The following is a 22,110-nucleotide window of genomic DNA, read 5'->3' as shown; positions in this document are numbered from 1 at the left end:
ACTTTAATGTTAAACTACCTGATATATAGACTTTCTGTAATCGGCGGCCAAAAGGTTAATCTGTAAGCAGTTTTTACTATTTTCGCAACCTCAAACCGGTAAACAACACATGGATTATCAATTTAAAGATATAGAGAAGAAGTGGCAGCAGTTTTGGGCTGATAACAACACGTTTAGAGCCGATAACAACAGCAGCAAGCCAAAGTATTACGTGCTTGATATGTTCCCTTACCCATCGGGTGCGGGGCTGCATGTTGGCCACCCGCTGGGCTATATCGCTTCTGATATTTTTGCGCGTTACAAACGTAACAAAGGCTTTAACGTATTGCACCCAATGGGGTATGATAGTTTTGGTTTACCGGCAGAGCAATACGCTATACAGACAGGCCAGCACCCGTCGCTTACTACCGAAGCCAACATTAACACCTACCGCCGCCAGCTGGATCAGATAGGTTTCTCTTTCGACTGGAGCCGCGAGGTACGCACCAGTTCCCCGGATTATTATAAATGGACGCAGTGGATCTTTATGCAGCTATTCAATAGCTGGTATAATAAAGCTGCCGAGAAAGCAGAAAGTATTGACAGCCTGGTTGCCCACTTTGAGAGCAATGGCTCTGCAGGTATTGTAGCCGTTAGCGACGAAGATACTTTGGCCTTTACAGCCGATGAATGGAAAGCTTTTTCAGAAAAAGCAAAGCAGGAAGAGTTATTAAAATACCGCCTTACCTACCTGCGCGAGAGCACCGTTAACTGGTGTGCCGCCCTGGGTACCGTATTGGCAAACGACGAGGTAAAAGACGGCTTTAGCGAGCGCGGCGGCTACCCTGTTGAGCAAAAGAAAATGATGCAGTGGAGCATGCGCATCACCGCCTACGCCGAACGCCTGTTACAAGGTTTGGACAAAATTGACTGGCCTGAGCCGCTGAAAGAGATGCAGCGCAACTGGATAGGCAAAAGTGTGGGTGCGAGCGTGAAATTTCCGTTGGAAGAAGTTTTGGATGCGAGTGAGGGTGCGGGAATTTCTCCGGCAACCGGCACTGACACCGGCACTCCTTCTTACATCGAAGTCTTTACTACAAGGGTGGACACCATCTTCGGCGTAAGCTTCCTTGTTATCGCTCCCGAGCATGAGTTGGTTGCTGAGTTAACCACAGCGGAGCAAAAAGCCGATATTGACGCCTACATCGCCCAAACTAAAAAGAAAAGCGAGTTGGACCGTATGGCCGATACTAAAACCGTATCAGGCGCATTTACGGGCAGCTATGTAACTAACCCGCTTAACGGGGATAAGATCCCTGTGTGGATCGCTGATTATGTATTGGCAGGCTACGGTACCGGTGCCGTAATGGCTGTACCAAGCGGCGACCAGCGCGATTACCTGTTCGCTAAGCATTTTGATCTGCCGATCATCCAGATCATCGATATTCAAAATATAGAAACCGAAGCCGACCCAACTAAAGAGGGCAAGTACGTAAATAGTGATTTTATCAATGGCTTAGGCTACAAAGAAGCAACTGCTGCTGTTGTTGCCAAACTGGAAGAAGTTGGTTTGGGTAAAGCCAAAGTGAACTTCAGGATGCGCGACGCCATTTTTGGCCGCCAGCGTTACTGGGGCGAGCCTGTACCGGTTTACTTTAAAGATGGTTTGCCGCAACTGATACAGGAAAGCGAATTGCCTTTATTATTACCTGAGATTGATAAATACCTGCCAACCGAAACCGGCGAACCACCGTTGGGCCGCGCTACAGACTGGAGCTACCAGAGTCAGGAATCAAGAGACGAGAATCAAGACGAAACTTATTCTTACGAGCTAAGCACCATGCCGGGTTGGGCGGGCAGCAGTTGGTACTGGTACCGCTATATGGATGCGGATAACAACACTGAGTTTGCATCAGAAAAAGCCATTGAGTACTGGAAAGATGTTGATCTTTACATTGGCGGCAGCGAGCACGCTACCGGTCACCTGCTGTACAGCCGTTTCTGGAACAAATTCCTGAAAGATATTGGTAAGGCAATTGAGGAAGAGCCTTTCAAGAAATTGATCAACCAGGGGATGATACAGGGAAGGAGTAACTTTGTGTACCGCTTAATTGATGCGGAAGGCAGAGGTACCAACACTTTTGTATCGCACGGCTTAATAAAAGAACATAAAACCTCTCCTATCCACGTTGATGTGAACATTGTTGAAAATGATATACTAAACATCAACAAGTTTAAAGCATGGAGAGAAGATTTTGCCGACGCGGAGTTTATTCTGGAAAACGGCAAATACATCTGCGGCGTTGAGGTCGAAAAAATGTCGAAATCAAAGTTCAACGTGGTTAACCCCGATGATCTGATTGAGCGTTATGGTGCCGATACCTTGCGTATGTACGAAATGTTCCTTGGTCCGCTGGAGCAAAGCAAGCCATGGAATACCAACGGTATCGAGGGTGTATTCAAATTCCTGCGTAAATTCTGGAGACTGTTCCATGATGCTAACTGGAATTTCACAGTTTCAAACGATGCACCTACCAAGGCAGAGTTGAAGGCCTTACACAAGATCATCAAGAAAGTAGAAGAAGATATCGAGCGTTTCTCGTTTAATACTTCGGTATCCAGTTTCATGATAGCCGTTAACGAGCTAACTGATCTTAAATGTAACAAACGCGCCATACTGGAAAACCTGGTTATCGTGCTGGCACCTTACGCACCACACATTGCAGAGGAACTATGGTCGTTATTGGGTAATGCTGAGGGGACTATATCAACGGCAACTTACCCAAAATTCCAGCCGGAGTATTTGGTTGAGGATGAGTTTGCTTACCCTATATCATTCAACGGTAAAGTACGCACCAACATCAGCCTGCCATTAACTATGGAAGCTGCTGATGTAGAAGCTGCAGTATTAGCCCACGCCGATGTACAAAAACACCTTGACGGCAAAGCCCCTAAGAAAGTAATTGTTGTAAAAGGCAGAATTGTGAACGTGGTGGTGTAATTTATTAAAATCTGTCATTTCGAACGACAGTGAGAAATCTTCTTCGCCGTAAGTGTCGCATGCAGAAGATTTCTCGTCGCCGCTATCGCACATGCCGCCACATGGCTCGCTCGAAATGACATTTTTATACAACAACAAAGCCCTTGCCTGCAGGCAAGGGCTTTGTTGTTGTTAACCATTCCGTCATTGCGAGGAGCGACAGCGACGTGGCAATCTCTTTAGGACAAGATATGCATATTGAGGATTGCCACGCTATCGCTCGCAATGACGCGGTCGGGTCTACACCCCCCTCAACTCCCTACCTATCATCATCTTAGTGTAACATATACATTACAACTCTAACAATTTTTTAATTTCCGCGGAAACGGCTGTAACATTTTGAGCATTTTCGCCTCAAATTACGAAACGCTCAAATTATGAAACGAATACTTTTACTTATTATAGTTATTTGTGCTGCATTTACAGCCAACGCACAGATCCCAATGGGTGGCGGCGGCTCAAACATTGTGGGCAAAATATCGGGCAAGGTCATCGACTCGCTGACCAAGAAACCGGTAGACTATGCAACCATTAGCTTATTTAAAAGCGGCGGCACAACACCAGTAACCGGTGTGCTGACAGATGGCAACGGTAACTTCCAGTTCAACGGTATTAAAACCGGTAAATACAAGATCAGCGTATCTTTTATCGGCTACCCTGCCAGGACTTTTGACCCTGTTGAAACTACTGCTGCAAAGCCGGATAACAACATGGGCACTATCCTGCTAAAACCAAGTGCTACTGCACTTAAAGAGGTACAGGTAGTTGGTCAGGCTGCACTTATCGAGAATAAAATTGATAAGATAGTTTATAACGCCGAAAAAGATGTAACATCAACCGGTGGTAACGCTACAGACGTTTTACAAAAAGTTCCACTGGTATCGGTTGATATGAATGGTAACGTAGCCATCCGCGGCGACCAAAACGTTCGTGTATTGATCAACGGTAAACCATCTGGCGCTACTTCTGCCAGCTTAAGTGATGTGTTAAAAACCATCCCTGCAGACCAAATTAAAAACATTGAAGTTGTTACCTCTCCATCTGCAAAATATGATGCAGAAGGTTCTGGTGGTATCATCAACATTATCACCAAAACCAAAAATGCATCGGGCATAAGCGGTTCTGTTAGCGGTGGTGTAGGTACACGCCAAAACAACGGTAACATGAACTTAAATTATAACAAGAACCGTTTTAATTTTTCTGCTAACATAGGCGGTAATCTTACATGGCCACAAACCATGACAAGCGAATTTACGCAAACCATTAATACCCCGGCTATCCCTGCTTCGGGTTCAACACCTGCCAAAGATGCCGTAAATCAGCTTAACCAAAACAATACTGCTAACAAGACAAAACGCCATGGCGTAAGAGGTACTTTAACTGCTGGTTACGAGTTTAATGGCTTTAACAGCATTAACAGCACGCTGGCTTTAAACGATGGTGGTTTTAACACAAACGGTGGTGGCGACTACAGCATTAAGAATTATATTGATTCGGCCAAAAACATAAATTATTTTGGTAACAGCACCAACCGTAACAAATTTAGCGGCTTTGACTGGAACCTTGATTATACCCATAAGTTTAAAAAAGAAGGTCACGAGATCACCGTATCTGGCCAATGGAGCCACAGCATAATCAAAACAGATTATACGAGCTTATTTGCAGCCCAGCCAAATACCGGCAAAGCGGCACCGCAACCAAGCCAAAAGGGTGATAACAATGGTAAAAACAATGAGTACACCTTACAGGCCGATTACGCCTTGCCTATCAACAAAACGTTAAAATTAGAGGCAGGTGGTAAAACTATCCAAAGGCGCATCAATAGCGATTACAACATTTACTCGGTAGATTCACTTGGTTACAACCAGGTAATTGATGCCTTAAACTCAAACCTTTACGATTACAAACAAAACGTTTACGCTGGTTACGGTGTATTCACCATTACACTGCCTAAAAACTACTCGGTATTAGCAGGTTTCAGGTATGAGAACACACAAATAGCCGGTGACCCGAAAACACCTTTTGCAAGCGAGGCAAACCAACAGGATCTGAAACCTTTTAATGCAAGCTATAATACTTATATCCCAAGCCTTACCATACAAAAAGTAATAGGTACAAATACCTTTAAATTATCATACAGCAAGCGTATCCAGCGCCCAAGCCTGCAGGTATTAAATCCGTTCATCAACAGGGCTAACATCCAGGCGCAATCAGTAGGTAATCCTAACCTTGCTCCTGAAGTTTCACAAACAATTGAGTTAAACTACAATACGTTCATCAAATCGTCTGTTTTAAACTTCTCTGTTTACTACAAAAGAACAAGCGACCTAATAGAAGGATTGGCACAGCCACTTACCGAGTATATCCAAACAGGCGCTAAAATAGATACTGTTATAGGTACACGTACCATACAACGTAACGCAGCGTTGAACAACTCATGGGGCGCAAGCTTTTTTGGTTCGGTAAATCCGTTTAAGCCTTTAACTATAAGAGGTAGCGTAAACGTGTTCACTTATAACCCAAGCGTGTACACCGAGTTTGCAAATTACATCAACACCGATGCAATAAAAACCCAGTACATGTACACCATGTTTGGTAGTGCAACATACAACTTCCCTAAAGACTTTATTTTTGAAGCCTTTGGTTTTATAAATTCTCCGCGCCGTACTATACAAGGTGCAAGCCCGTCATTCGGTATTTATGCATTTGGCGTGAAGAAACAATTCATGAACAAAAAAGCTTCACTCGGTTTCAATACAGTACAACCATTTGCAGTTAATAAAGCATTTAACCAGAATATATCAAGCCCGGGCTTTAGCCAGGTTTCTAAAACGCAATTCCCTTTCCAATCTTTCGGTATCACGTTTAGCTACAGCTTCGGTAAAATGAGCTTTAAAGCACCTAATCCGGGCCAGAAAAAGAAAGGCGTTAACAACGACGACCAGATACAAGGCGGCGACCAGCAAGGTGGCGGCATGGGCGGCGGCGGCAACGGCGGACGCTAATATTTGCTCTTAATAAAGAAAGCCCCGATAGTAAAACTATCGGGGCTTTCATTTTGACATAGCGTCATTGCGAGGCACGAAGCAATCTCTTTAAGCAAATCCCTTATGCAAGGTGCTAATTTGTCCTGAAGAGATTGCTTCGTACCTCGCAATGACGTGTTGTGGGTAAGTGTCGTTTATGACAGATACCTACACATCCATCGCATCATAAACCACAACCTTTTCCCAAAGGTGGCTGCAGTTTTTAATAAACTCCTGGTGGATAGGGTGGCTTTGATAAGTGGCCTGGCCTTCGAGGTTCTCAAAGAACATCAGCTCAGATACGCCCCAGCTGTTATCAACAACATCGCGTTTCTCGGTGCTGGCAACAACGCCTATGCGTAGTTCTTTTATAGTATCAATTTTGCGCAGGGTTTTCAGTCCGGCTATGATCTTGTCGCGGTCTTCAACCGAGCCAGGGTTTTTAAGCCAGAAAAATACGTGGTGAACAATTGGGTACTTGCTTATCATATTTACAGGTTTTATAATTGATGGCATGGCCGATGCTACAGCCGTACCGGCGGTAACAGCAGCAGCAGTGGCAATAAATTTACGACGGGTAGTTTTCATAAGGCTTATTGATATGGACTCTTAACAAATATAACCACAAGACGAGTATTACAGGAAGAAAACAAAACAACGACAGGAACACAATTCGGCAGAGGCCAATAGTGCGTTTGATATGCAAAATTAATACTACAAGGTAAACAACGTAGTAAATAATTGCCATCAATAATACGATAGCTAATAACTCATTAATAAACTCAAATTCAAGGTCTAAAACTCTCGTCAACAAAACAACACAGCCAACAAGCTGAAGAAGTGCAAAGAACAGTAAAATGATTTTGGCAACTTTCCGATTTCCCATAAAAACGGAAGTTCTAACAATCCGGCTGTTCGCACTTCTCCGTACTAAACTCAGGCTCAAAAGTGCTATGGGTAATAGACAGATGCTCTAACCTGTGGCGCAGATCGTGTTTGATCTCGTCAAACTTATTCATGTTATCGGGGCTCACAACCAAGTGGGCAGTTAATGCATTCTCGGTAGTGCTTAGCGCCCAAACGTGCATGTGATGAATATCAACCACTCCATCGGCTTTCAATAACTCGGCTTTAATTTTTTGCAGGTCGATATCCTTCGGTACACCATCCATCTCCAGGCGAAGACTGTCTTTCAACAAACTCCAGGTACCGGCAAGGATAACAATACCGATAATGATACTTACCACGCTGTCTATCCAGGCCAGGCCGGTAAAGTAGATGATCACACCCGATATCACCACTCCTAATGATACAATGGCATCAACCGCCATGTGCAGGTAGGCACCCTTTACGTTCAAGTCGCTGTCTTTATCTTTCATAAACAGCCAGGCGGTAAAACCATTAACGGCTATACCAGCCAGCGCCACCCATGCAATTGTACCGCCGGCTAACGGCTCGGGATGCATAAAGCGCATAACGGCCTCGTAAATGATAAAGCCTACGGCAACAACCAATATCACCGCATTAAAAAACGATACAATGATGGTTGAGCGCTTATAGCCGTAAGTATAATTTTTATTTGATTTTGCCTTAGCCAGTTTAAAAGCCAGCAGCGCCAGCGCAAGTGAAGCCACATCACTGAGGTTATGCCCTGCATCGGTCAACAAAGCCAGCGAACCGCTGATCAATCCATAGATCACTTCTATCACTACAAAGGCCGAGTTGAGGATAATACCCCAGATAAAGGCAGCATTCAGATGATCAAGCTTGGGCGCGTGATCGTGGTGGTGCGAGTGGTCGTGACTGTGCATGTGCATGTTTTAGATGTGCTAATGTGCAGATATGCAAATGTGCAAATTAATCTAATAATCTCTGTCATACTAAGGTGCATCTGCACACCTGCACATTTAAAATCTGCACATCTACTGATGATGATAAGGCTCCCCCTTAATTATGGTATAAGCACGGTACAGCTGTTCCACAAAAAACAAACGCACCATCTGATGCGAGAAAGTCATGCGGCTAAGCGATAGCTTGTCATTTGCCCGTTGGTAAACGGATTCGTGGAAGCCATACGGCCCGCCTACCACAAAAATGATATTGGCCGATGAACTTACCGAGCGTTTGTTGATGTAGTTAGCAAATTGCACCGAAGTGTATTCCACGCCGCCCTCATCAAGCAGGATAAGATGGTCTTGCGGGGTAACTTTTTTCAGGATCATTTCGGCCTCTTTGGTTTTCTGCTGGTCTTCGGTAAGGGCCTTGGTATTTTTTAGTTCGGGCAGGTCAAAAAGTTCAAGTTTTGTGTAGTGCTTAAGGCGTTTAACATATTTCTCGATACCTTCCTTAAGGTAGGCGTCTTCGGTTTTACCAACGGTAATGAAAGTTATCTTCATGCCTTGCTGTAACTATTTGCGTGGATATGTTATCTTATTGTTGTAAAATTGAAGCTGCAAAAATACCTATATCTGTGCAACAAACCATAATTGCTAACTACGAAGATGCTGCCGCTAAGGCAAAGCAGCAAGCCGACCACTATAAAAAGGAAGCCAATACTTACTCGCTGCTGCGTTTGGGCGTTTTTGCGCTGATGATATTTGTGGTTTATCTCACCGTTCAGCAGGATAATTTTGTAGTACTTGGCGTGGGTGTGATAATATTGCTGGCCGCATTTACGGCGCTGGTTGCCCAACAAGGCAAATACGAGCGCCTGCGCGATTACTACCTCGACCTGGAACGTGTAAACCTTAACGAGTTGGATAGCATCAACACCCAGGGCAACTTGTACAATAACGGCCAACGCTACGGTAACGAGAAGCATTTTTATACTTCAGACCTCGATATTTTTGGCAATGCATCGCTGTATAATCTCATTAACCGTACGGCCACATCAGCCGGAAACGATAAACTGGCGGCTTGGTTAAGCGCTCCTGCCGATAAATCAACCATTTTGCAACGCCAGGATGCGGTGAAAGAAATTGCTGCCAATAACGACTGGAAAGTAAATACGCAAACCAAACTATTATTTGCCGGTAAAGAAGATATAGACCAAACCAAACGCTTGTTTATATATCTCGGCACACCATTGCACCTATCGGGCGAAAAGTGGCTGAGCATCTATATTAAAATAGCGCCATTTTTATTATTGGCGATGGTGCTTGCCGGCAGTTTTTTATCTCCTGTATTTATCCTTGTTGCCATCGCCGTAGCAATTGCCAACATGCTTATATTGTTCTCAAAAGGCAGTTATATATTAAAAGCAGGGGCGGTTGCCGGTAAAATAAGTGATGTACTGGCCAGTTATGCTGTTGTATTTGAGGCCATTGAAAGTAAACAATGGCAATCAAAGCGGTGTACAGAGCTTTATGAGAAGCTTAAGGTAAATCAAACTTCAAAGAACATAACCGAGCTGTCCAAACTGATCAACAAGCTCAGCTATAGCCTCATCATGATAGTTGGGTTTATTTTAAATGTATTCTTCTTGTGGGCGCTTAAACAGATCATCCTTATCGAAAACTGGAAGCGCAATAACCATCAAAATTTTGAGGAAGCCTTTGATGTAATTGCCGAGTTTGAAGCGCTCATCAGCATTGCTGTACCGGCCATTAACTATCCTGAGTGGGTTTATCCAACCATTGCCGATACTGAGGGTTATACCCTTACCGCTAAAAACATTGCCCACCCGCTTATTCGCGGCAAACGGGTTGATAATGATTATGACCTGCAGGATGCTTTTAAGATAGATATCATTACCGGATCTAACATGGCGGGTAAAAGTACTTTCCTGCGTACCATCGGCATTAATACCGTGCTGGCGCTGAGTGGCGCACCGGTTTGCGCATCGGCTATGGAAGTATCGGTTATCACTATTGTGAGTTACATGCGTATCAAAGATTCGCTTAACGAAAGCACCTCAACCTTTAAAGCCGAATTAGATCGCCTGCAGATGCTTTTAGCTGCTGTTGAGCATGAACACCGTGTTTTCTTTTTGATTGATGAGATGCTACGCGGCACCAACTCTATGGATAAATACCTGGGCAGCAAGGCTGTGATAGAACAACTCATTGCCAAAAAAGGTGTAGGCATGGTAGCTACCCACGACCTGCAGATTGCCCGCCTGGAAGATAAATACCCCGACTATGTACGCAACTACTACTTTGATATCCAAGTAAAAGAAGGCGAAATGCTGTTTGACTATAAACTAAAGCACGGCGAGTGCAAAACCTTTAATGCCTCGCTCCTGCTGAAACAGATTGGCATTAATGTACAGCCGGAGTAGCCGGCAAAAATCCCCAACCGCCAAAACAGCTTTACTTATTCTGCCAAAGGATACTTTTACCGACAATTTGCGCCCGTTCGCCTAATAAAGCTAACCATGGGGGTTGGTTTTGATACACTTTTGTGTTGTAAACAAAACCCAAAATCACCATGATAACTCTCTTAACTATCCCGGCATTTACCGCCATAGTGGCCTTTATTGCTCATGCTATTGCCGTAGTAGGCTTAATTGGTCGCCGTATATTTTAGCAATATCTTTTGGCAGGGCAATTGCATCTCATCCCGTAAACAAAAACCATGAAAAAGGGAGATACTGTTCATTGGAAATGGGGGGCATCAGAAGCTGAAGGCAAAATTGAAAAGAAACATACCTCAACCACCACCAAAACCATCAAAGGCTCAACCGTAAAACGAAAAGCTACTAAGGATGAGCCTGCTTATGACATCAAACAAAAAGATGGCAGCAAGGTGCTGAAATCTGAAAGTGAACTGAAGAAGGGTGGGAAATAGGCTATTGCAGTGGCGCGATACAATTGCGTTTATGATCTTAAAACTGGTCGAGCAGAGGTCTGCCGGTTATAAAAGGGATAAACCAGATGAAAAACGCCACTATTACAATTGAGATGACGAAAAAAAATAATAATCTTCCTACACTGGCTTTTACCTGAGGATTTAGCTTTCTGTCGAGTAACCAAACGGGCACAAATATCAGCAGCGTAAACAGACCTAATATGATGATTCCACTGAGTAACAGATTGGTGCCAGCTTCTAATAAGATCATATATTGTTTATAATTCATAAAGGTATTTAAACCTTATAAATTTAACATGAGTACTGAAATAATCCAGTATTACTATTCCTGTAACCTATAAACAAATCATCCATTCCTTAACATAAATTTAATATTAAGCCTTGTTAATTTAACACCAAGCTAACATTGAGGAAATACTTTTGTATTAATCAATTATTAAAATAATGTTAAAAAATCTTCTTAAGGCTACTACCGTTTTACTTGCCTTAATAGTGTGTTCGTTTAATGCAAGCGCACAGGATTCTAAATTAGGTACATGGGGTATTGTAACCGTGGTAATGCCGGGCGATAGCGCCCATCGCTGGGGTGGCTACACCGAGTTTCAGGCGCGTACCAATGGCGCAGGTTTCAGCCAGTTTCAGTATTACGAGGCAAAAGCCGGTGTAAGTTATGATATCGATAAGAATTTTATCGCCCTGTTGGGTACCGGCACCTACCATACCTATAATTACCTGGATATTTCTGATGGCCCTACTATCAACGAGTTCAGGGTTTGGGAGCAGATGACCATTAACCAATTCCTTACGCCATTAAAATTTGAACACCGCTACCGGATAGAGCAGCGCTGGTTAGACGGCAATTACCGTAACCGTTTCCGCTACCGCCTTAACATGTTTGTGCCGTTAAACAACACTAAAATTGTGGCTAAAACATGGTTTATCTCCATCTTTGATGAAATCTTCTTTAATAATAAAGCCCCTAATTTTGAGCGGAACCGCGTATCCGCAGCATTGGGCTACCAATTTGATAAGAAATGGATATTGCAGGCAGGTTGGATAAACCAACGCAATTATACAACCCAAACCAGCAGCGCCAAAAACAATATGATGCTTACACTGATGTATCGTATAAACCGCAAAAACAGTGTTGAACGCGAGCATTTGCCAACCACTTCAGATTAATTAATTGTTACAAATACAAATTTGGGTTGCTATTTCTTTATTTTGCCCTTAACTTAGCCCACCAACTTAGTATAGTAAACACTCAAAACAAAATACGATAATACACTATGAGCTTGATAATTGATGTTCATGCGCGTCAGATCCTGGATTCGCGCGGTAACCCTACAATAGAGGTAGATGTTTTAACCGAGAACGGTGCCCTTGGCCGTGCTGCTGTACCATCAGGTGCATCAACAGGTGTTCATGAGGCTGTTGAGCTTCGCGATAACGATAAAGCTGTTTACATGGGCAAAGGCGTTTTAAAAGCCGTTGAAAATGTAAACGAGAAAATAGCTCCTGAATTAAGAGGTGTTGATGTGTTTGAACAAAACGCTATCGATGCCCTGATGATCAAATTAGATGGTACCGAAAACAAAGGTAACCTAGGTGCAAATGCCATTCTTGGTGTTTCATTAGCTGTAGCTAAAGCTGCTGCACAAGAAAGCCGCCAGCCTTTATACCGTTACATTGGCGGTGTAAACGCTAATACGTTACCCATCCCGATGATGAACATCGTTAACGGTGGTTCGCACTCTGATGCGCCTATCGCTTTCCAGGAGTTCATGATCATGCCGGCCGGTGCTTCTTCATTCTCTGAAGCATTGCGTTGGGGTACCGAGGTTTTCCATAACCTAAAGAAAATTCTTCACGACCGTGGTTTATCAACTGCAGTAGGCGACGAAGGTGGTTTTGCGCCAACCTTCTCTGGTACCGAAGATGGTGTTGAAACCATTTTACAAGCTATCGAAAAAGCAGGTTACAAACCAGGTGTTGATATATTCCTGGCGTTTGACTGTGCTGCCTCTGAGTTCTACAAAGACGGTAAATACGATTACACTAAATTTGAAGGCCCTAACGGTGCTATCCGCACCAGCGCCGAGCAAGCTGATTACCTTGCTGAATTGGCTGCTAAATACCCTATCATCTCTATTGAGGATGGTATGGCAGAAGACGATTGGGATGGCTGGAAGATCCTTACCGACAAAATTGGCGATAAAGTACAATTAGTAGGTGACGATTTGTTTGTAACCAACGTAAAACGTTTACAACAAGGCATTGATACCGATACTGCAAACTCTATCCTGGTTAAAGTAAACCAAATTGGTTCATTAACCGAAACTATCAACGCGGTTAGCCTGGCACAAACTCATAGCTACACTTCAGTAATGAGTCACCGCTCTGGCGAAACTGAAGATGCTACCATCGCCGACCTTGCCGTTGCACTTAACTGTGGCCAGATCAAAACCGGTTCAGCATCACGTTCAGACAGGATCGCTAAATACAACCAGTTGCTACGTATCGAAGAAGAATTAGCTGAGAACGCTCGTTTCATCGGCAAAAACTTCAAATACGTTAAAAACAGAAAATAATCTGTAAGCAGATTTTTGATATTGAAGCCTCGGACTTGTCCGGGGCTTTTTTGTGCCAATAAAAACGCGTCATTGTTTATCCATCACGTCATTGCGAGCGTAGCAATACCCGAATACCCGATATACAGAGCGACTCTGTAAGTCGAGGATTGCCACGTCGCTGTCGCTCCTCGCAATGACGTAGTTTGAGGCCACAAAAAAAGCCCCGATAGTTACCTATCGGGGCTTTATACTTTAAAGTCTTATCGAAATTATGCCTTTTTAGCAGGTGCTTTTTTAGCTTTTGCTTTTGGTGCAGCTTCTTCCTTTGCTTCAGCTACAGGCTCTGCAACAGGAGCAGCAGGTGCTTCTTCAGCAGCCGGTGCTTCAGCAGGGTCAGCCTCGTTGAATAATGGCAGGTCTTTAAGAATAAGGTACCAGTTAATGATCTTTTTGATATCAGAAGAATAAACCTTCTCTTCATCATGATCTGGTGCTACCTCAAAAAAGAATGTGCGCAATTTCTTGCCGTCTTCTTTAGTAGCAGGCACAGTTGCCGATTTCATTTTCTCGAAAACGTCAACCAGTCTGATATCGTCCTCTAAACCAAAAATGGTTATCTCGCTTAAAGCAGCCAGTTTAGCTGTAGCTACGTTAGCTATTAGCTTTGTTTTTTTCTCGTCAAGGCTTTCAAGCACATAACCTGTTTTGTTTTGCGCAAGCGCTTTCCATAAACCAGGTTTGCCGGAAACGGCCACAATTCCGTGTAAATTCATTCTTTATATGGTTGGTTGATCAGTTAACTTATTGAGTAGTTTTCGTGTGATAACTAATCTCCAATCAACTGATCTCTAATTAACTATCCCTCAATAACCTCTATACCTAAAATTTTATCGCCCTGGCGAATATCGTCAACAACGTCAACGTTCTCAACTACTTTACCAAACACGGTGTGGTTACGGTCAAGGTGTGCAGTATTATCGCGGCTATGGCAGATAAAAAACTGAGAGCTACCGGTGTTACGGCCAGCATGTGCCATTGAAAGTACACCACGGTCGTGGTATTGGTTATCGCCGGTCAATTCGCAGTCAATACGTTTGCCAGAGCCACCAGCACCTGTACCGGTTGGGTCGCCACCCTGGATCACGAAGTTAGGGATAACACGGTGAAAGGTTACATTATCGTAAAAACCCGATTTAGCCAAACCTAAAAAGTTAGCTACGGTATTTGGCGCATCTTTGTCGAAGAACTCAACGGTCATGTCACCTTTTTCGGTTTTAATTATTGCTTTGCTCATGGTTTTTAAATTTTAACAGGTGGCAAAGGTAATGATTTGAGGTTAAAGGTAAAAGGCGAAAGGTTAAAGGTTTTGATCAACGATTAGTTGCGGAGAATAAATATGTACTTCATCATTTTATATTCAACATTCAGTGTTCGATATTTAAGATCCGGGCGTTCCCTTCGGTCGGGCTGTATACTCATACGCCTGCAGGCTTTATGCACGATGGCCGGTATCTGTTTCCATCCCTAACGCATTCTCATCATCACGTCATTGCGAGGATAAAACCAAAGTGTCATGGTGAGCCTGTCGAACCACTCATTGCTCAAAGAGGTCTTCGACAAGCTCAGACTGACAAGCACTTAATGTTAATCCTCAAATCCCACAAATCATGTTTCAAGCTAATTCTGCATAATACCCTATCCAATTAATCGTTACATTAGCACATCAACATGCTAATCAAGAAACACCTTTTTGCTTTCGCCTTTTACCTTTTACCTTTAATGGCAAGGGCATCGTCTATCCTCATCCCTATGGACGATCAGCAGAAAGATCATCTTAAATCTTACGGCATTGCCTTCTGGACGTTGAAGAACGGTGAGACGGTTGACTGGCTGCTCAATTACCGGGGCGGAAGCTTTATGATGAAATATGCCAAAGCACTTGAGGATGAATGTAAAATTCGCGGGGTAAGCTACGAGGTGATCGCCGATGCTAAGGCCAATGAGATAGCCACAGAAGTAAGCGACCCTTCCGTTAACATGGATATCGTTAAACTGGAGAAAGCGCCCAAAATGGCCGTGTATTCGCCTAAGAACAAGCTGCCCTGGGATGATGCTGTTACCCTGGTACTCAAATATGCCGAGATCCCTTATGATGTGGTGTACGATGAAGAAGTTATCCGCGGCGACCTGGCCAAATACGACTGGCTGCACATGCACCACGAGGATTTCACCGGGCAATTCAGCAAGTTTTACGGCGTTTATAAATATACGCAATGGTATAATGATGATGTAAAGGCGCAGAACGCCATGGCGACTAAACTCGGCTTTAAAAAGGTTTCACAAATGAAGCTGGCTGTAGTGCAGCACATCCGCGATTTCTGCGCGGGCGGCGGCTTTCTGTTTGCCATGTGCAGTGCTACCGATACTTTCGATATTGCCCTATCGGCAGCAAACACCGATATTTGCGAGGCTATGTTTGATGGAGACCCCGCTGACCCTAACGCTCAGCAAAAACTTGATTTTACGCAGACCTTCGCTTTTCAGAACTTTACGCTGGATGAAAACCCGATGTCGCACCAGTTTGCGAATGTGGATGTGACCCCTACCCGACAGGTTGACCGCACGCGCGATTTCTTTACCCTGTTTGATTTTTCGGCCAAGTGGGATGTGGTGCCCAGCATGCTTACGCAAGACCATGACAAGGTGATAAAAGGCTTTATGGGTCTTACTACGGCCTACAATAAAAGCAAATTAAAACCGGGTATTACTATTATGGGCGAGATGAAGACCGGCAACGAGGCCCGCTATATCCACGGCGAATACGGCAAGGGCCAATGGACCTTTTATGGCGGCCACGACCCTGAAGATTACCAGCACGCCGTTGGCGACCCACCTACCGATCTTAAGCTGCACCCAAACTCTGCAGGTTACCGTTTGATACTGAACAATGTGTTATTCCCGGCGGCGAAGAAGAAGAAACAGAAAACGTGATGCCCCCCAGCCCCCTAAAGGGGGAGCAGGATAAAAGAGAATGTCAAACACTGAATGTGGAATTTTGAATAATGAAGTGTTTTTCCTTCAAAATTCGTAATTCAGCATTCAATGTTCAATATTAAATAAAAAAGCTGCTAATCAAATTCTATTCCCCCTTCAGGGGGTTAGGGGGCGTCGCTCTTAATTATAAAACGTCCATGCTACGCCAAATTTCAATATCCTGTCTAACTGCGGATAGCGGTTTACCTGGTAAAAACCGTTGCTGAATAATCCCTGGTTAATGTAATCATACTGGATAAAAATGTTGGTACGCTCTAAGGTAGCCTTAAAGAATACACTGGCTACCGGGTACGAGGTAAAGGTAACGTTTGGCCCATTGTAAAACTGACCGATGCTAAGTGCATAAGATGGTGCCAGGTAAGGCGTATTATATCGAACGTTTACCCCAAACTGCGAATTAAGCGTAAATACCTGCGCTTTGTAGTATAAGCTACTAAAAGTATAAACTTCGGGGGTACGCAACAGGCCGGGATTATCCGTTTTCTGGTAAACCACGTAGTTATCAAAATTAAGCTTGCGCCAGTGCAGGTTTTTGCCCACACTTATCTTCAGCATGTTTACTGCCGAGCCGTATTGCTTTGGTGTAGCATCAATACCGTTGGGTTGCGATTCAAAGTACAGGTAATCGTTCAACAAGAAATACTCTGCCTTAACATCAAGCTCGAGCGCATCATTTACGTAATTGAATGATAGATTGGTGACCTTCTGGTTGGCAAAGTCATTATTAAAAATAAAGTGGTTTGAGATCCAGTTGGTATACACCATACTTGGAGAACTGCTTTGCTGGTATGCCCCCATCACAATACGGCCTGCCTTGCGGTTGCCGGCAAGCGTTAATTTGGCATCGTATAAAAAGTCGCCAAAGTTGCGGCCCTGTACAATTTGCTGTATATCGCCCTCAAGATAAATCCGATCGCTAAAACGGTAGCCCAGCTTACCTTTAAGTGTTATATTCTGGAAAGTTTCATCCTGTTTCCTAACCGGCTTTATCTCTTTACGGCCCGATGTATTGAGTATAGTATCGGCAACAAACTGGCTTACTTTATAAAAATCCTGGGTTAAGCCAAGGTCAAGCTTCAGCTCGTTCTTTGTAGCTTTTTGCGATTTACCACGCAGATAAAAACTGTACGAGAAATCATTTTGCAGGTGAAATACGTTCAGCGAATCGCGCGAGCGGGCTGCAGTAAAATAATAATCAGGGAAGGCACCGTATTGGTCTAAACCATTTTGCAGGTAGTTAAATTTACGCTGGTTGGCATAAAACGTATAACCTATCCTTTGGGTTGGCAACACGTTGGCTGTACCTGCTTTACCTTTATTTGCACTATCAATATGCCCTATGTAGTAAAACTGCTTCACATACAGGCCGGTGTTTTTCATGTTGCTGTAACTCCCCGGCATGCGCACAGGTTCGCCGGTTTTATCAAACGATGAGTTAGGGCTGTTAAATATCGTATCCTTTAATATCGACCCTGTTTCCGGCGCCTTCAAATTATTCATCAACAGGTTAGCAAGCAAATTGTAACGCTTGTTTTTACTATGGTACCAGGTAAATAAACCGGCAGTAAGATCGCTTACATTTTGTGAGATAACGTTGTTGGTAGCATAATATCCTTTAGAGCCGTTAAAGTTGAGTATGAACCCAATGTTCCAGTTCGGTTTAATATTTTGCGTGTGCAGCGTTTTAAATATCTGCTCTTTGGTGCCACCTATGGTACTGTATAAAGATAGTAAGGTATACGGTGCCCTTGCATTAAAATAATTAATATCCTGCGGGTTTACTGCATAGGCATCCAGCCCGTGCAAGCCCTCGTCAAAACCGATGGTTTTACGGGGATTGAAGAGCAGGTCGCGGGCGGCCGTGCCGGGGTAACCCAGACTTATTTTAGGGTTGCGCGGCTGGTTAAGCGGACTATAATTTTCAAAATTCACCAAACCTGTATCCAACGGAAACAACTGAATACTATCGGCCAGTAAACGCTCGCTGGTTACCTTTATGTATTTAGAGTTAAATTCAACAGAGTCGTGTTTATTCTCCTCGCGCTTGCGCAACGAATCGAGGTTGTCCGAAGCGTTTGAGCGCGGGCGTGTCTTTAGCGTATCCCGTGTGTATACGGGCTGATTTGTACCCTGCCCCGGGAAACGCGGGTTGCTAATTTGCGCAAACGCCCCCTGCGTAGCAGCGCATATCAATAAAACAAGAAAGTATTTAAGCTTATTCGCCATTAAAGCCCCGCAATAAGTTCTTTTAAAATCAATGTCAGTTTTGGTTCAGCCGCTGTCGCTACTGCCAGTATCTCTTCTACCGATACCGGTTTCAACTGTTCAGGAAAACCCTCATCAGTTAATACAGAGATAGCAAAAACCGGTAAACCCATGTGGTTGGCAACAATTACCTCGGGCACGGTGCTCATGCCAACGGCATCGCCACCAATAATGCGCAGGTATTTGTATTCGGCACGGGTTTCAAGGTTAGGGCCTGTAACCGCAACATAAACTCCTTTATGGCAGGTAATATTGTTTGCCTTGGCGATAGAAAGCCCTTTATTTATCAGATCATACTTATATGGCTCGCTCATATCCGGGAAACGCGGGCCAAGATCACTATCATTACGGCCTATCAACGGGTTCATGGGCTGCAGGTTAATGTGATCTTCAATTACCATCAGGTCGCCTTTTCTGAAATCGGGATTAAGCGCACCGCTGGCGTTTGATACAAACAGCGTTTTTATACCAAGCATTTTCATCACACGTACCGGGAAGGTGATCTGCTGCATGTTGTAGCCTTCGTAGTAGTGCAGGCGGCCTTGCATGGCCACCACCTTTTTACCCCCCAGTGTACCAAATATCAATTTCCCGGAGTGAAACTCAAGAGTTGAGATAGGAAAATCGGGGATATTGGAATACATCAGCTGTTTTTCAACTTCAATTTCGGTAACAAGCCCGCCCAGACCAGTGCCCAGGATAATACCAACTTCAGGTTCAAAATCGCCTATGCGGCTTTTAATATATTGTGCGGTGTGGTTAATGCTCTCTAACATAATTTTGTATCAATTTATCAAACACGGGCTTGGCATCGTTCAAAAAACCGACGCCTATAGGCTGCACATAAACTGGCAGCCCGGCAAGCTCATGTATGCCTAAACGCTGCGCATCTTTTTCTGTTGTGATGATGATCTTTTTTTGTGATGCACAGGCTTTAAATTCATCAGCAAGTTTAACTATATTTTTTGTGGTAAACTGATGATGATCGGGATATTTATGATGTATTACACGCGCATTACTTTGGCCGATGTAATTAACCAGCGGCACAGGGTTGGCAATGCCCGTAAGCAGGAACACCGTGGTATCTGCATCTACAGAAATATCAGCAGATGCTCCGTCCAGGGTTTGTAATGGTTTATAGGCTATGGAACTAAAAAACAATGGCTGCGAGCTTAAGGGCGTCAGCTTGTTATAACAGCTTGTCATATCGTTCTCATTTATACCTGCAGGGCATTTAGTTACTACAATGATATCTGCACGCCAGCGGCCACTAAACGATTCGCGCAAGTTACCGGCCGGCAGTATAATTTGCGGTTTCTGTAAGTTTTTATAATCGAATAATAAAACACTTAAGCCCGGCTTTACCGCCCGGTGCTGAAAAGCATCATCCATTACAATTACATCATGGTTTGCCTTAAGCTGCTCAATACCTACTACTCTGTCCTCGCAAACAGCAACGGTAACATCCCGAAATTTATGTTTGAACTGCGATGGCTCATCGCCGATCTGGGTGGCCGTAGAAGTGGTAGCAGCAAGCAGAAAACCTTTGGTTTCGCGCCCGTAACCGCGACTGAGCGTGGCTACTTTGTGCTCATCTTTTAACAAACCAACAATATGCTCTGTCATGGGGCTTTTGCCGGCACCGCCTATCTCAAGGTTACCAATGCAGATGACCGGTATATCAAACGCATGGCTTTTAAAAAAACCTGCATCATACAACCAGTTGCGAATAACCACAACCAAACCGTAGATGAGTGAAAAAGGCAGTAAAAACCAGCGCAGGTATTGCATAAGGTGGTAAAGATACTTATTACCGCGCTGATTTGATTAAGCTACGCCATCCTCTTTTAAGCGTGTAAGCAGTTCATCCAGGTCAACCTCGGCAAATGAGGTTGATGAATCTGAGATACCGTAAGGGATGATGAGTTTATTATTATGGATGATAGAGCCACAAGAGTACAACACGTTGGGCACATAGCCTTCACGTTCATCACTGTTTGGTACCAATAAAGGTTCTTTCAACCGACCTATCTCTACCGCAGGGTCATCAAGTTTTAGCAAACTTGCACCCAATACATAGCGGCGCATAGGGCCAACACCGTGGGTTATTACAATCCAACCATCTTTGGTCTCTATCGGCGAACCACAGTTACCTATCTGTACAAACTCCCAGGTAAAGGCGGGCTTCTGCAACAGATCAGGCTTTTCCCAGATGTTTATTTTATCCGAGTACATGATATAGTTGTTGCAGCCATCAATACGCGATATCATGGCGTAGCGGCCGTTTATCTTGCGCGGGAACAGTGCCAGATTTTTGTTTTGTGCGCCGGCACCATAAAGCGGCATTATCTTAAAGTTGTAGAAATCGTTAGTTTGCAACAACTTTGGCATGATCAGCGAGCCATCGTAAGCCGTGTAGGTGGCGTAGTAAAGCGATGTACCATCTTCGTTAAAGAATTTAACGAAACGGGCATCCTCAATACCTTTACGCTCATATTCTGAGATGGGGAAGATCACCCTGTCTGATATATCGGTATCCATAGAGAATACGATCTCGTAGTACGAATCGGCCAGCCAAAGCACTTTATCATACTCCAGGCGCATAATATCATCTTCCTGCAGTTTCTGCGAATCCATAATAATACGGCGCAGGTTAGCATATTCAAAGTGGTGATCGAGTTTCGATTCCAGCTCGTTCAGTACGTTGATGTTGATCTGGGTGATAGCAGCCTTTTCGAAAAAAAGTTTCTTGTTATAGACCGCATTACGCACAATTTCGGCTTCGTCTATATAATCGCCGGCAGGCAAAACGGTTATTCGGTTCTCTTTATCTACCAATGCACGGCGGAAAGTGATAGAGGAGATGTGCCCCTCGCCCACTGCTCTGAAACTGATGATGAGGCGTTTTTGTCCGTCTTCCAATTCGGTTTGGTCGGGATCTTCAATAACAGATGGGTTAAAGAACGCAGCCGACTCTATCGAATACTCGTGTGTAAAATACGATCCCAATAACAGTTTGCGGTAAACCGATAGCGTATCAAAATCTATCCCTAACTCTATAAAAAGCGGCTTTAACTTGCTACAATGGCGGTTTAGCACGCGGGTAATATTGCGGTGACGCTTAGAGTATTCCTGCAATAAAGGCGATATGATACCAAAGGCTGTATCCTCGCTAATGCTCATCACCCGCTCGATGACTTCCTTAGCCCTGCTGTTTCCATTGAAAAAAAATCTGGCTATTACACGCTTCGGATCGGGATTAACTCTTATGGGTTTGCGTTCTACGGAAAGTCTCATACGTATAAAAAGTGCGTTTTATCAATAACACACGCTTTTTAAAATTGATTTGAACATTTTGAGAAAG

General features: G+C 44.0%; 16 protein-coding genes. 7 read left to right on the top strand and 9 right to left on the bottom strand.

Features of this window, described 5'->3' with window-relative positions:
* Window positions 1-109: 109 nt before the first annotated feature.
* Together leuS and D0C36_RS21395 are read left to right on the top strand one after the other, a co-directional pair.
* Window positions 110-2,980 (top strand): leucine--tRNA ligase, encoded by a 2,871-nt coding sequence (gene leuS / locus D0C36_RS21400; RefSeq protein ID WP_117393767.1) that lies wholly within the window; start codon window positions 110-112, stop codon window positions 2,978-2,980.
* 416 nt (window positions 2,981-3,396) lie between these two features.
* Window positions 3,397-6,024: a TonB-dependent receptor domain-containing protein gene (locus D0C36_RS21395; protein ID WP_117393766.1), complete on the top strand. Its 2,628-nt coding sequence runs from the start codon at window positions 3,397-3,399 to the stop codon at window positions 6,022-6,024.
* A 189-nt stretch (window positions 6,025-6,213) separates the two neighbouring features.
* On the opposite strand, the gene D0C36_RS21390 is transcribed toward D0C36_RS21395, so the two are convergent.
* From D0C36_RS21390 to rlmH, 3 genes are all read right to left on the bottom strand, one after another.
* Window positions 6,214-6,633 (bottom strand): Dabb family protein, encoded by a 420-nt coding sequence (locus D0C36_RS21390; RefSeq protein WP_117393765.1) that lies wholly within the window; start codon window positions 6,631-6,633, stop codon window positions 6,214-6,216.
* Between the two features lie 311 nt (window positions 6,634-6,944).
* Complete coding sequence (locus D0C36_RS21380; RefSeq protein ID WP_199502107.1) at window positions 6,945-7,862, bottom strand: cation diffusion facilitator family transporter; 918 nt, start codon at window positions 7,860-7,862, stop codon at window positions 6,945-6,947.
* Between the two features lie 105 nt (window positions 7,863-7,967).
* Window positions 7,968-8,441 (bottom strand): 23S rRNA (pseudouridine(1915)-N(3))-methyltransferase RlmH, encoded by a 474-nt coding sequence (gene rlmH / locus D0C36_RS21375; RefSeq protein ID WP_117393763.1) that lies wholly within the window; start codon window positions 8,439-8,441, stop codon window positions 7,968-7,970.
* Between the two features lie 74 nt (window positions 8,442-8,515).
* Between rlmH and D0C36_RS21370 the strand changes: the two genes are divergently transcribed.
* From D0C36_RS21370 to eno, 4 genes are all read left to right on the top strand, one after another.
* Window positions 8,516-10,324 (top strand): MutS-related protein, encoded by a 1,809-nt coding sequence (locus D0C36_RS21370; RefSeq protein ID WP_158557176.1) that lies wholly within the window; start codon window positions 8,516-8,518, stop codon window positions 10,322-10,324.
* Window positions 10,325-10,620: 296 nt separating this feature from the next.
* Window positions 10,621-10,833 carry a hypervirulence associated TUDOR domain-containing protein gene (locus D0C36_RS21365; RefSeq protein WP_117393761.1) on the top strand — a complete coding sequence of 71 codons (213 nt, stop codon included), beginning with the start codon at window positions 10,621-10,623 and terminating at the stop codon, window positions 10,831-10,833.
* A gap of 465 nt (window positions 10,834-11,298) precedes the next feature.
* Window positions 11,299-12,036 carry a DUF2490 domain-containing protein gene (locus tag D0C36_RS21355; RefSeq protein ID WP_117393759.1) on the top strand — a complete coding sequence of 246 codons (738 nt, stop codon included), beginning with the start codon at window positions 11,299-11,301 and terminating at the stop codon, window positions 12,034-12,036.
* 107 nt (window positions 12,037-12,143) lie between these two features.
* Window positions 12,144-13,445: a phosphopyruvate hydratase gene (gene eno / locus D0C36_RS21350; protein WP_117393758.1), complete on the top strand. Its 1,302-nt coding sequence runs from the start codon at window positions 12,144-12,146 to the stop codon at window positions 13,443-13,445.
* Between the two features lie 251 nt (window positions 13,446-13,696).
* Here eno and D0C36_RS21345 read toward each other — a convergent pair whose 3' ends face one another.
* Both D0C36_RS21345 and D0C36_RS21340 read right to left on the bottom strand, forming a co-directional pair.
* The gene (locus tag D0C36_RS21345) at window positions 13,697-14,200 is read right to left on the bottom strand and encodes a DUF5606 family protein (protein WP_117393757.1); all 504 of its coding nucleotides are present in this window, start codon (window positions 14,198-14,200) and stop codon (window positions 13,697-13,699) included.
* An 83-nt stretch (window positions 14,201-14,283) separates the two neighbouring features.
* Window positions 14,284-14,721 (bottom strand): peptidylprolyl isomerase, encoded by a 438-nt coding sequence (locus D0C36_RS21340; RefSeq protein ID WP_117393756.1) that lies wholly within the window; start codon window positions 14,719-14,721, stop codon window positions 14,284-14,286.
* Window positions 14,722-15,155: 434 nt separating this feature from the next.
* Here D0C36_RS21340 and D0C36_RS21335 point away from each other — a divergent pair, with 434 nt between their 5' ends.
* Complete coding sequence (locus D0C36_RS21335) at window positions 15,156-16,418, top strand: asparagine synthetase B (RefSeq protein ID WP_117393755.1); 1,263 nt, start codon at window positions 15,156-15,158, stop codon at window positions 16,416-16,418.
* A 183-nt stretch (window positions 16,419-16,601) separates the two neighbouring features.
* Here the strand turns inward: D0C36_RS21335 and D0C36_RS21330 are convergent, their stop codons facing one another.
* Genes D0C36_RS21330 through D0C36_RS21315 form a run of 4 tightly spaced genes read right to left on the bottom strand, consistent with a single transcriptional unit; the run spans window position 16,602 to window position 22,043 of the window.
* Window positions 16,602-18,707: a putative porin gene (locus D0C36_RS21330; protein ID WP_117393754.1), complete on the bottom strand. Its 2,106-nt coding sequence runs from the start codon at window positions 18,705-18,707 to the stop codon at window positions 16,602-16,604.
* Window positions 18,707-19,522, bottom strand: a complete 816-nt coding sequence (locus D0C36_RS21325; protein WP_117393753.1) for a purine-nucleoside phosphorylase — start codon at window positions 19,520-19,522, stop codon at window positions 18,707-18,709. Before D0C36_RS21325 ends, D0C36_RS21330 begins: the two co-directional genes overlap by 1 nt.
* Complete coding sequence (gene lpxK, locus D0C36_RS21320) at window positions 19,506-20,537, bottom strand: tetraacyldisaccharide 4'-kinase (RefSeq protein WP_117393752.1); 1,032 nt, start codon at window positions 20,535-20,537, stop codon at window positions 19,506-19,508. The genes D0C36_RS21325 and lpxK overlap by 17 nt, the downstream gene beginning before the upstream one ends.
* A gap of 36 nt (window positions 20,538-20,573) precedes the next feature.
* Window positions 20,574-22,043, bottom strand: a complete 1,470-nt coding sequence (locus D0C36_RS21315) for a glycoside hydrolase family 130 protein (RefSeq protein WP_117393751.1) — start codon at window positions 22,041-22,043, stop codon at window positions 20,574-20,576.
* Window positions 22,044-22,110 lie beyond the last annotated feature (67 nt).

It is taken from the genome of Mucilaginibacter conchicola, assembly GCF_003432115.1.
GTDB lineage: Bacteria > Bacteroidota > Bacteroidia > Sphingobacteriales > Sphingobacteriaceae > Mucilaginibacter > Mucilaginibacter conchicola.
This window is presented reverse-complemented; position numbering and strand designations above follow the sequence as displayed.

What these genes read in the sequence shown, in the direction of transcription:
- D0C36_RS21340 (WP_117393756.1), bottom strand. Translation starts at nt 14,721, where the DNA reads ATGAGCAAAGCAATAATTAAAACCGAAAAAGGTGACATGACCGTTGAG.
- D0C36_RS21325 (WP_117393753.1), bottom strand. Translation starts at nt 19,522, where the DNA reads ATGTTAGAGAGCATTAACCACACCGCACAATATATTAAAAGCCGCATA.
- D0C36_RS21355 (WP_117393759.1), top strand. Translation starts at nt 11,299, where the DNA reads ATGTTAAAAAATCTTCTTAAGGCTACTACCGTTTTACTTGCCTTAATA.
- D0C36_RS21345 (WP_117393757.1), bottom strand. Translation starts at nt 14,200, where the DNA reads ATGAATTTACACGGAATTGTGGCCGTTTCCGGCAAACCTGGTTTATGG.
- leuS (WP_117393767.1), top strand. Translation starts at nt 110, where the DNA reads ATGGATTATCAATTTAAAGATATAGAGAAGAAGTGGCAGCAGTTTTGG.
- D0C36_RS21315 (WP_117393751.1), bottom strand. Translation starts at nt 22,043, where the DNA reads ATGAGACTTTCCGTAGAACGCAAACCCATAAGAGTTAATCCCGATCCG.
- D0C36_RS21365 (WP_117393761.1), top strand. Translation starts at nt 10,621, where the DNA reads ATGAAAAAGGGAGATACTGTTCATTGGAAATGGGGGGCATCAGAAGCT.
- D0C36_RS21390 (WP_117393765.1), bottom strand. Translation starts at nt 6,633, where the DNA reads ATGAAAACTACCCGTCGTAAATTTATTGCCACTGCTGCTGCTGTTACC.
- lpxK (WP_117393752.1), bottom strand. Translation starts at nt 20,537, where the DNA reads ATGCAATACCTGCGCTGGTTTTTACTGCCTTTTTCACTCATCTACGGT.
- D0C36_RS21395 (WP_117393766.1), top strand. Translation starts at nt 3,397, where the DNA reads ATGAAACGAATACTTTTACTTATTATAGTTATTTGTGCTGCATTTACA.
- D0C36_RS21335 (WP_117393755.1), top strand. Translation starts at nt 15,156, where the DNA reads ATGCTAATCAAGAAACACCTTTTTGCTTTCGCCTTTTACCTTTTACCT.
- rlmH (WP_117393763.1), bottom strand. Translation starts at nt 8,441, where the DNA reads ATGAAGATAACTTTCATTACCGTTGGTAAAACCGAAGACGCCTACCTT.
- eno (WP_117393758.1), top strand. Translation starts at nt 12,144, where the DNA reads ATGAGCTTGATAATTGATGTTCATGCGCGTCAGATCCTGGATTCGCGC.
- D0C36_RS21330 (WP_117393754.1), bottom strand. Translation starts at nt 18,707, where the DNA reads ATGGCGAATAAGCTTAAATACTTTCTTGTTTTATTGATATGCGCTGCT.
- D0C36_RS21380 (WP_199502107.1), bottom strand. Translation starts at nt 7,862, where the DNA reads ATGCACATGCACAGTCACGACCACTCGCACCACCACGATCACGCGCCC.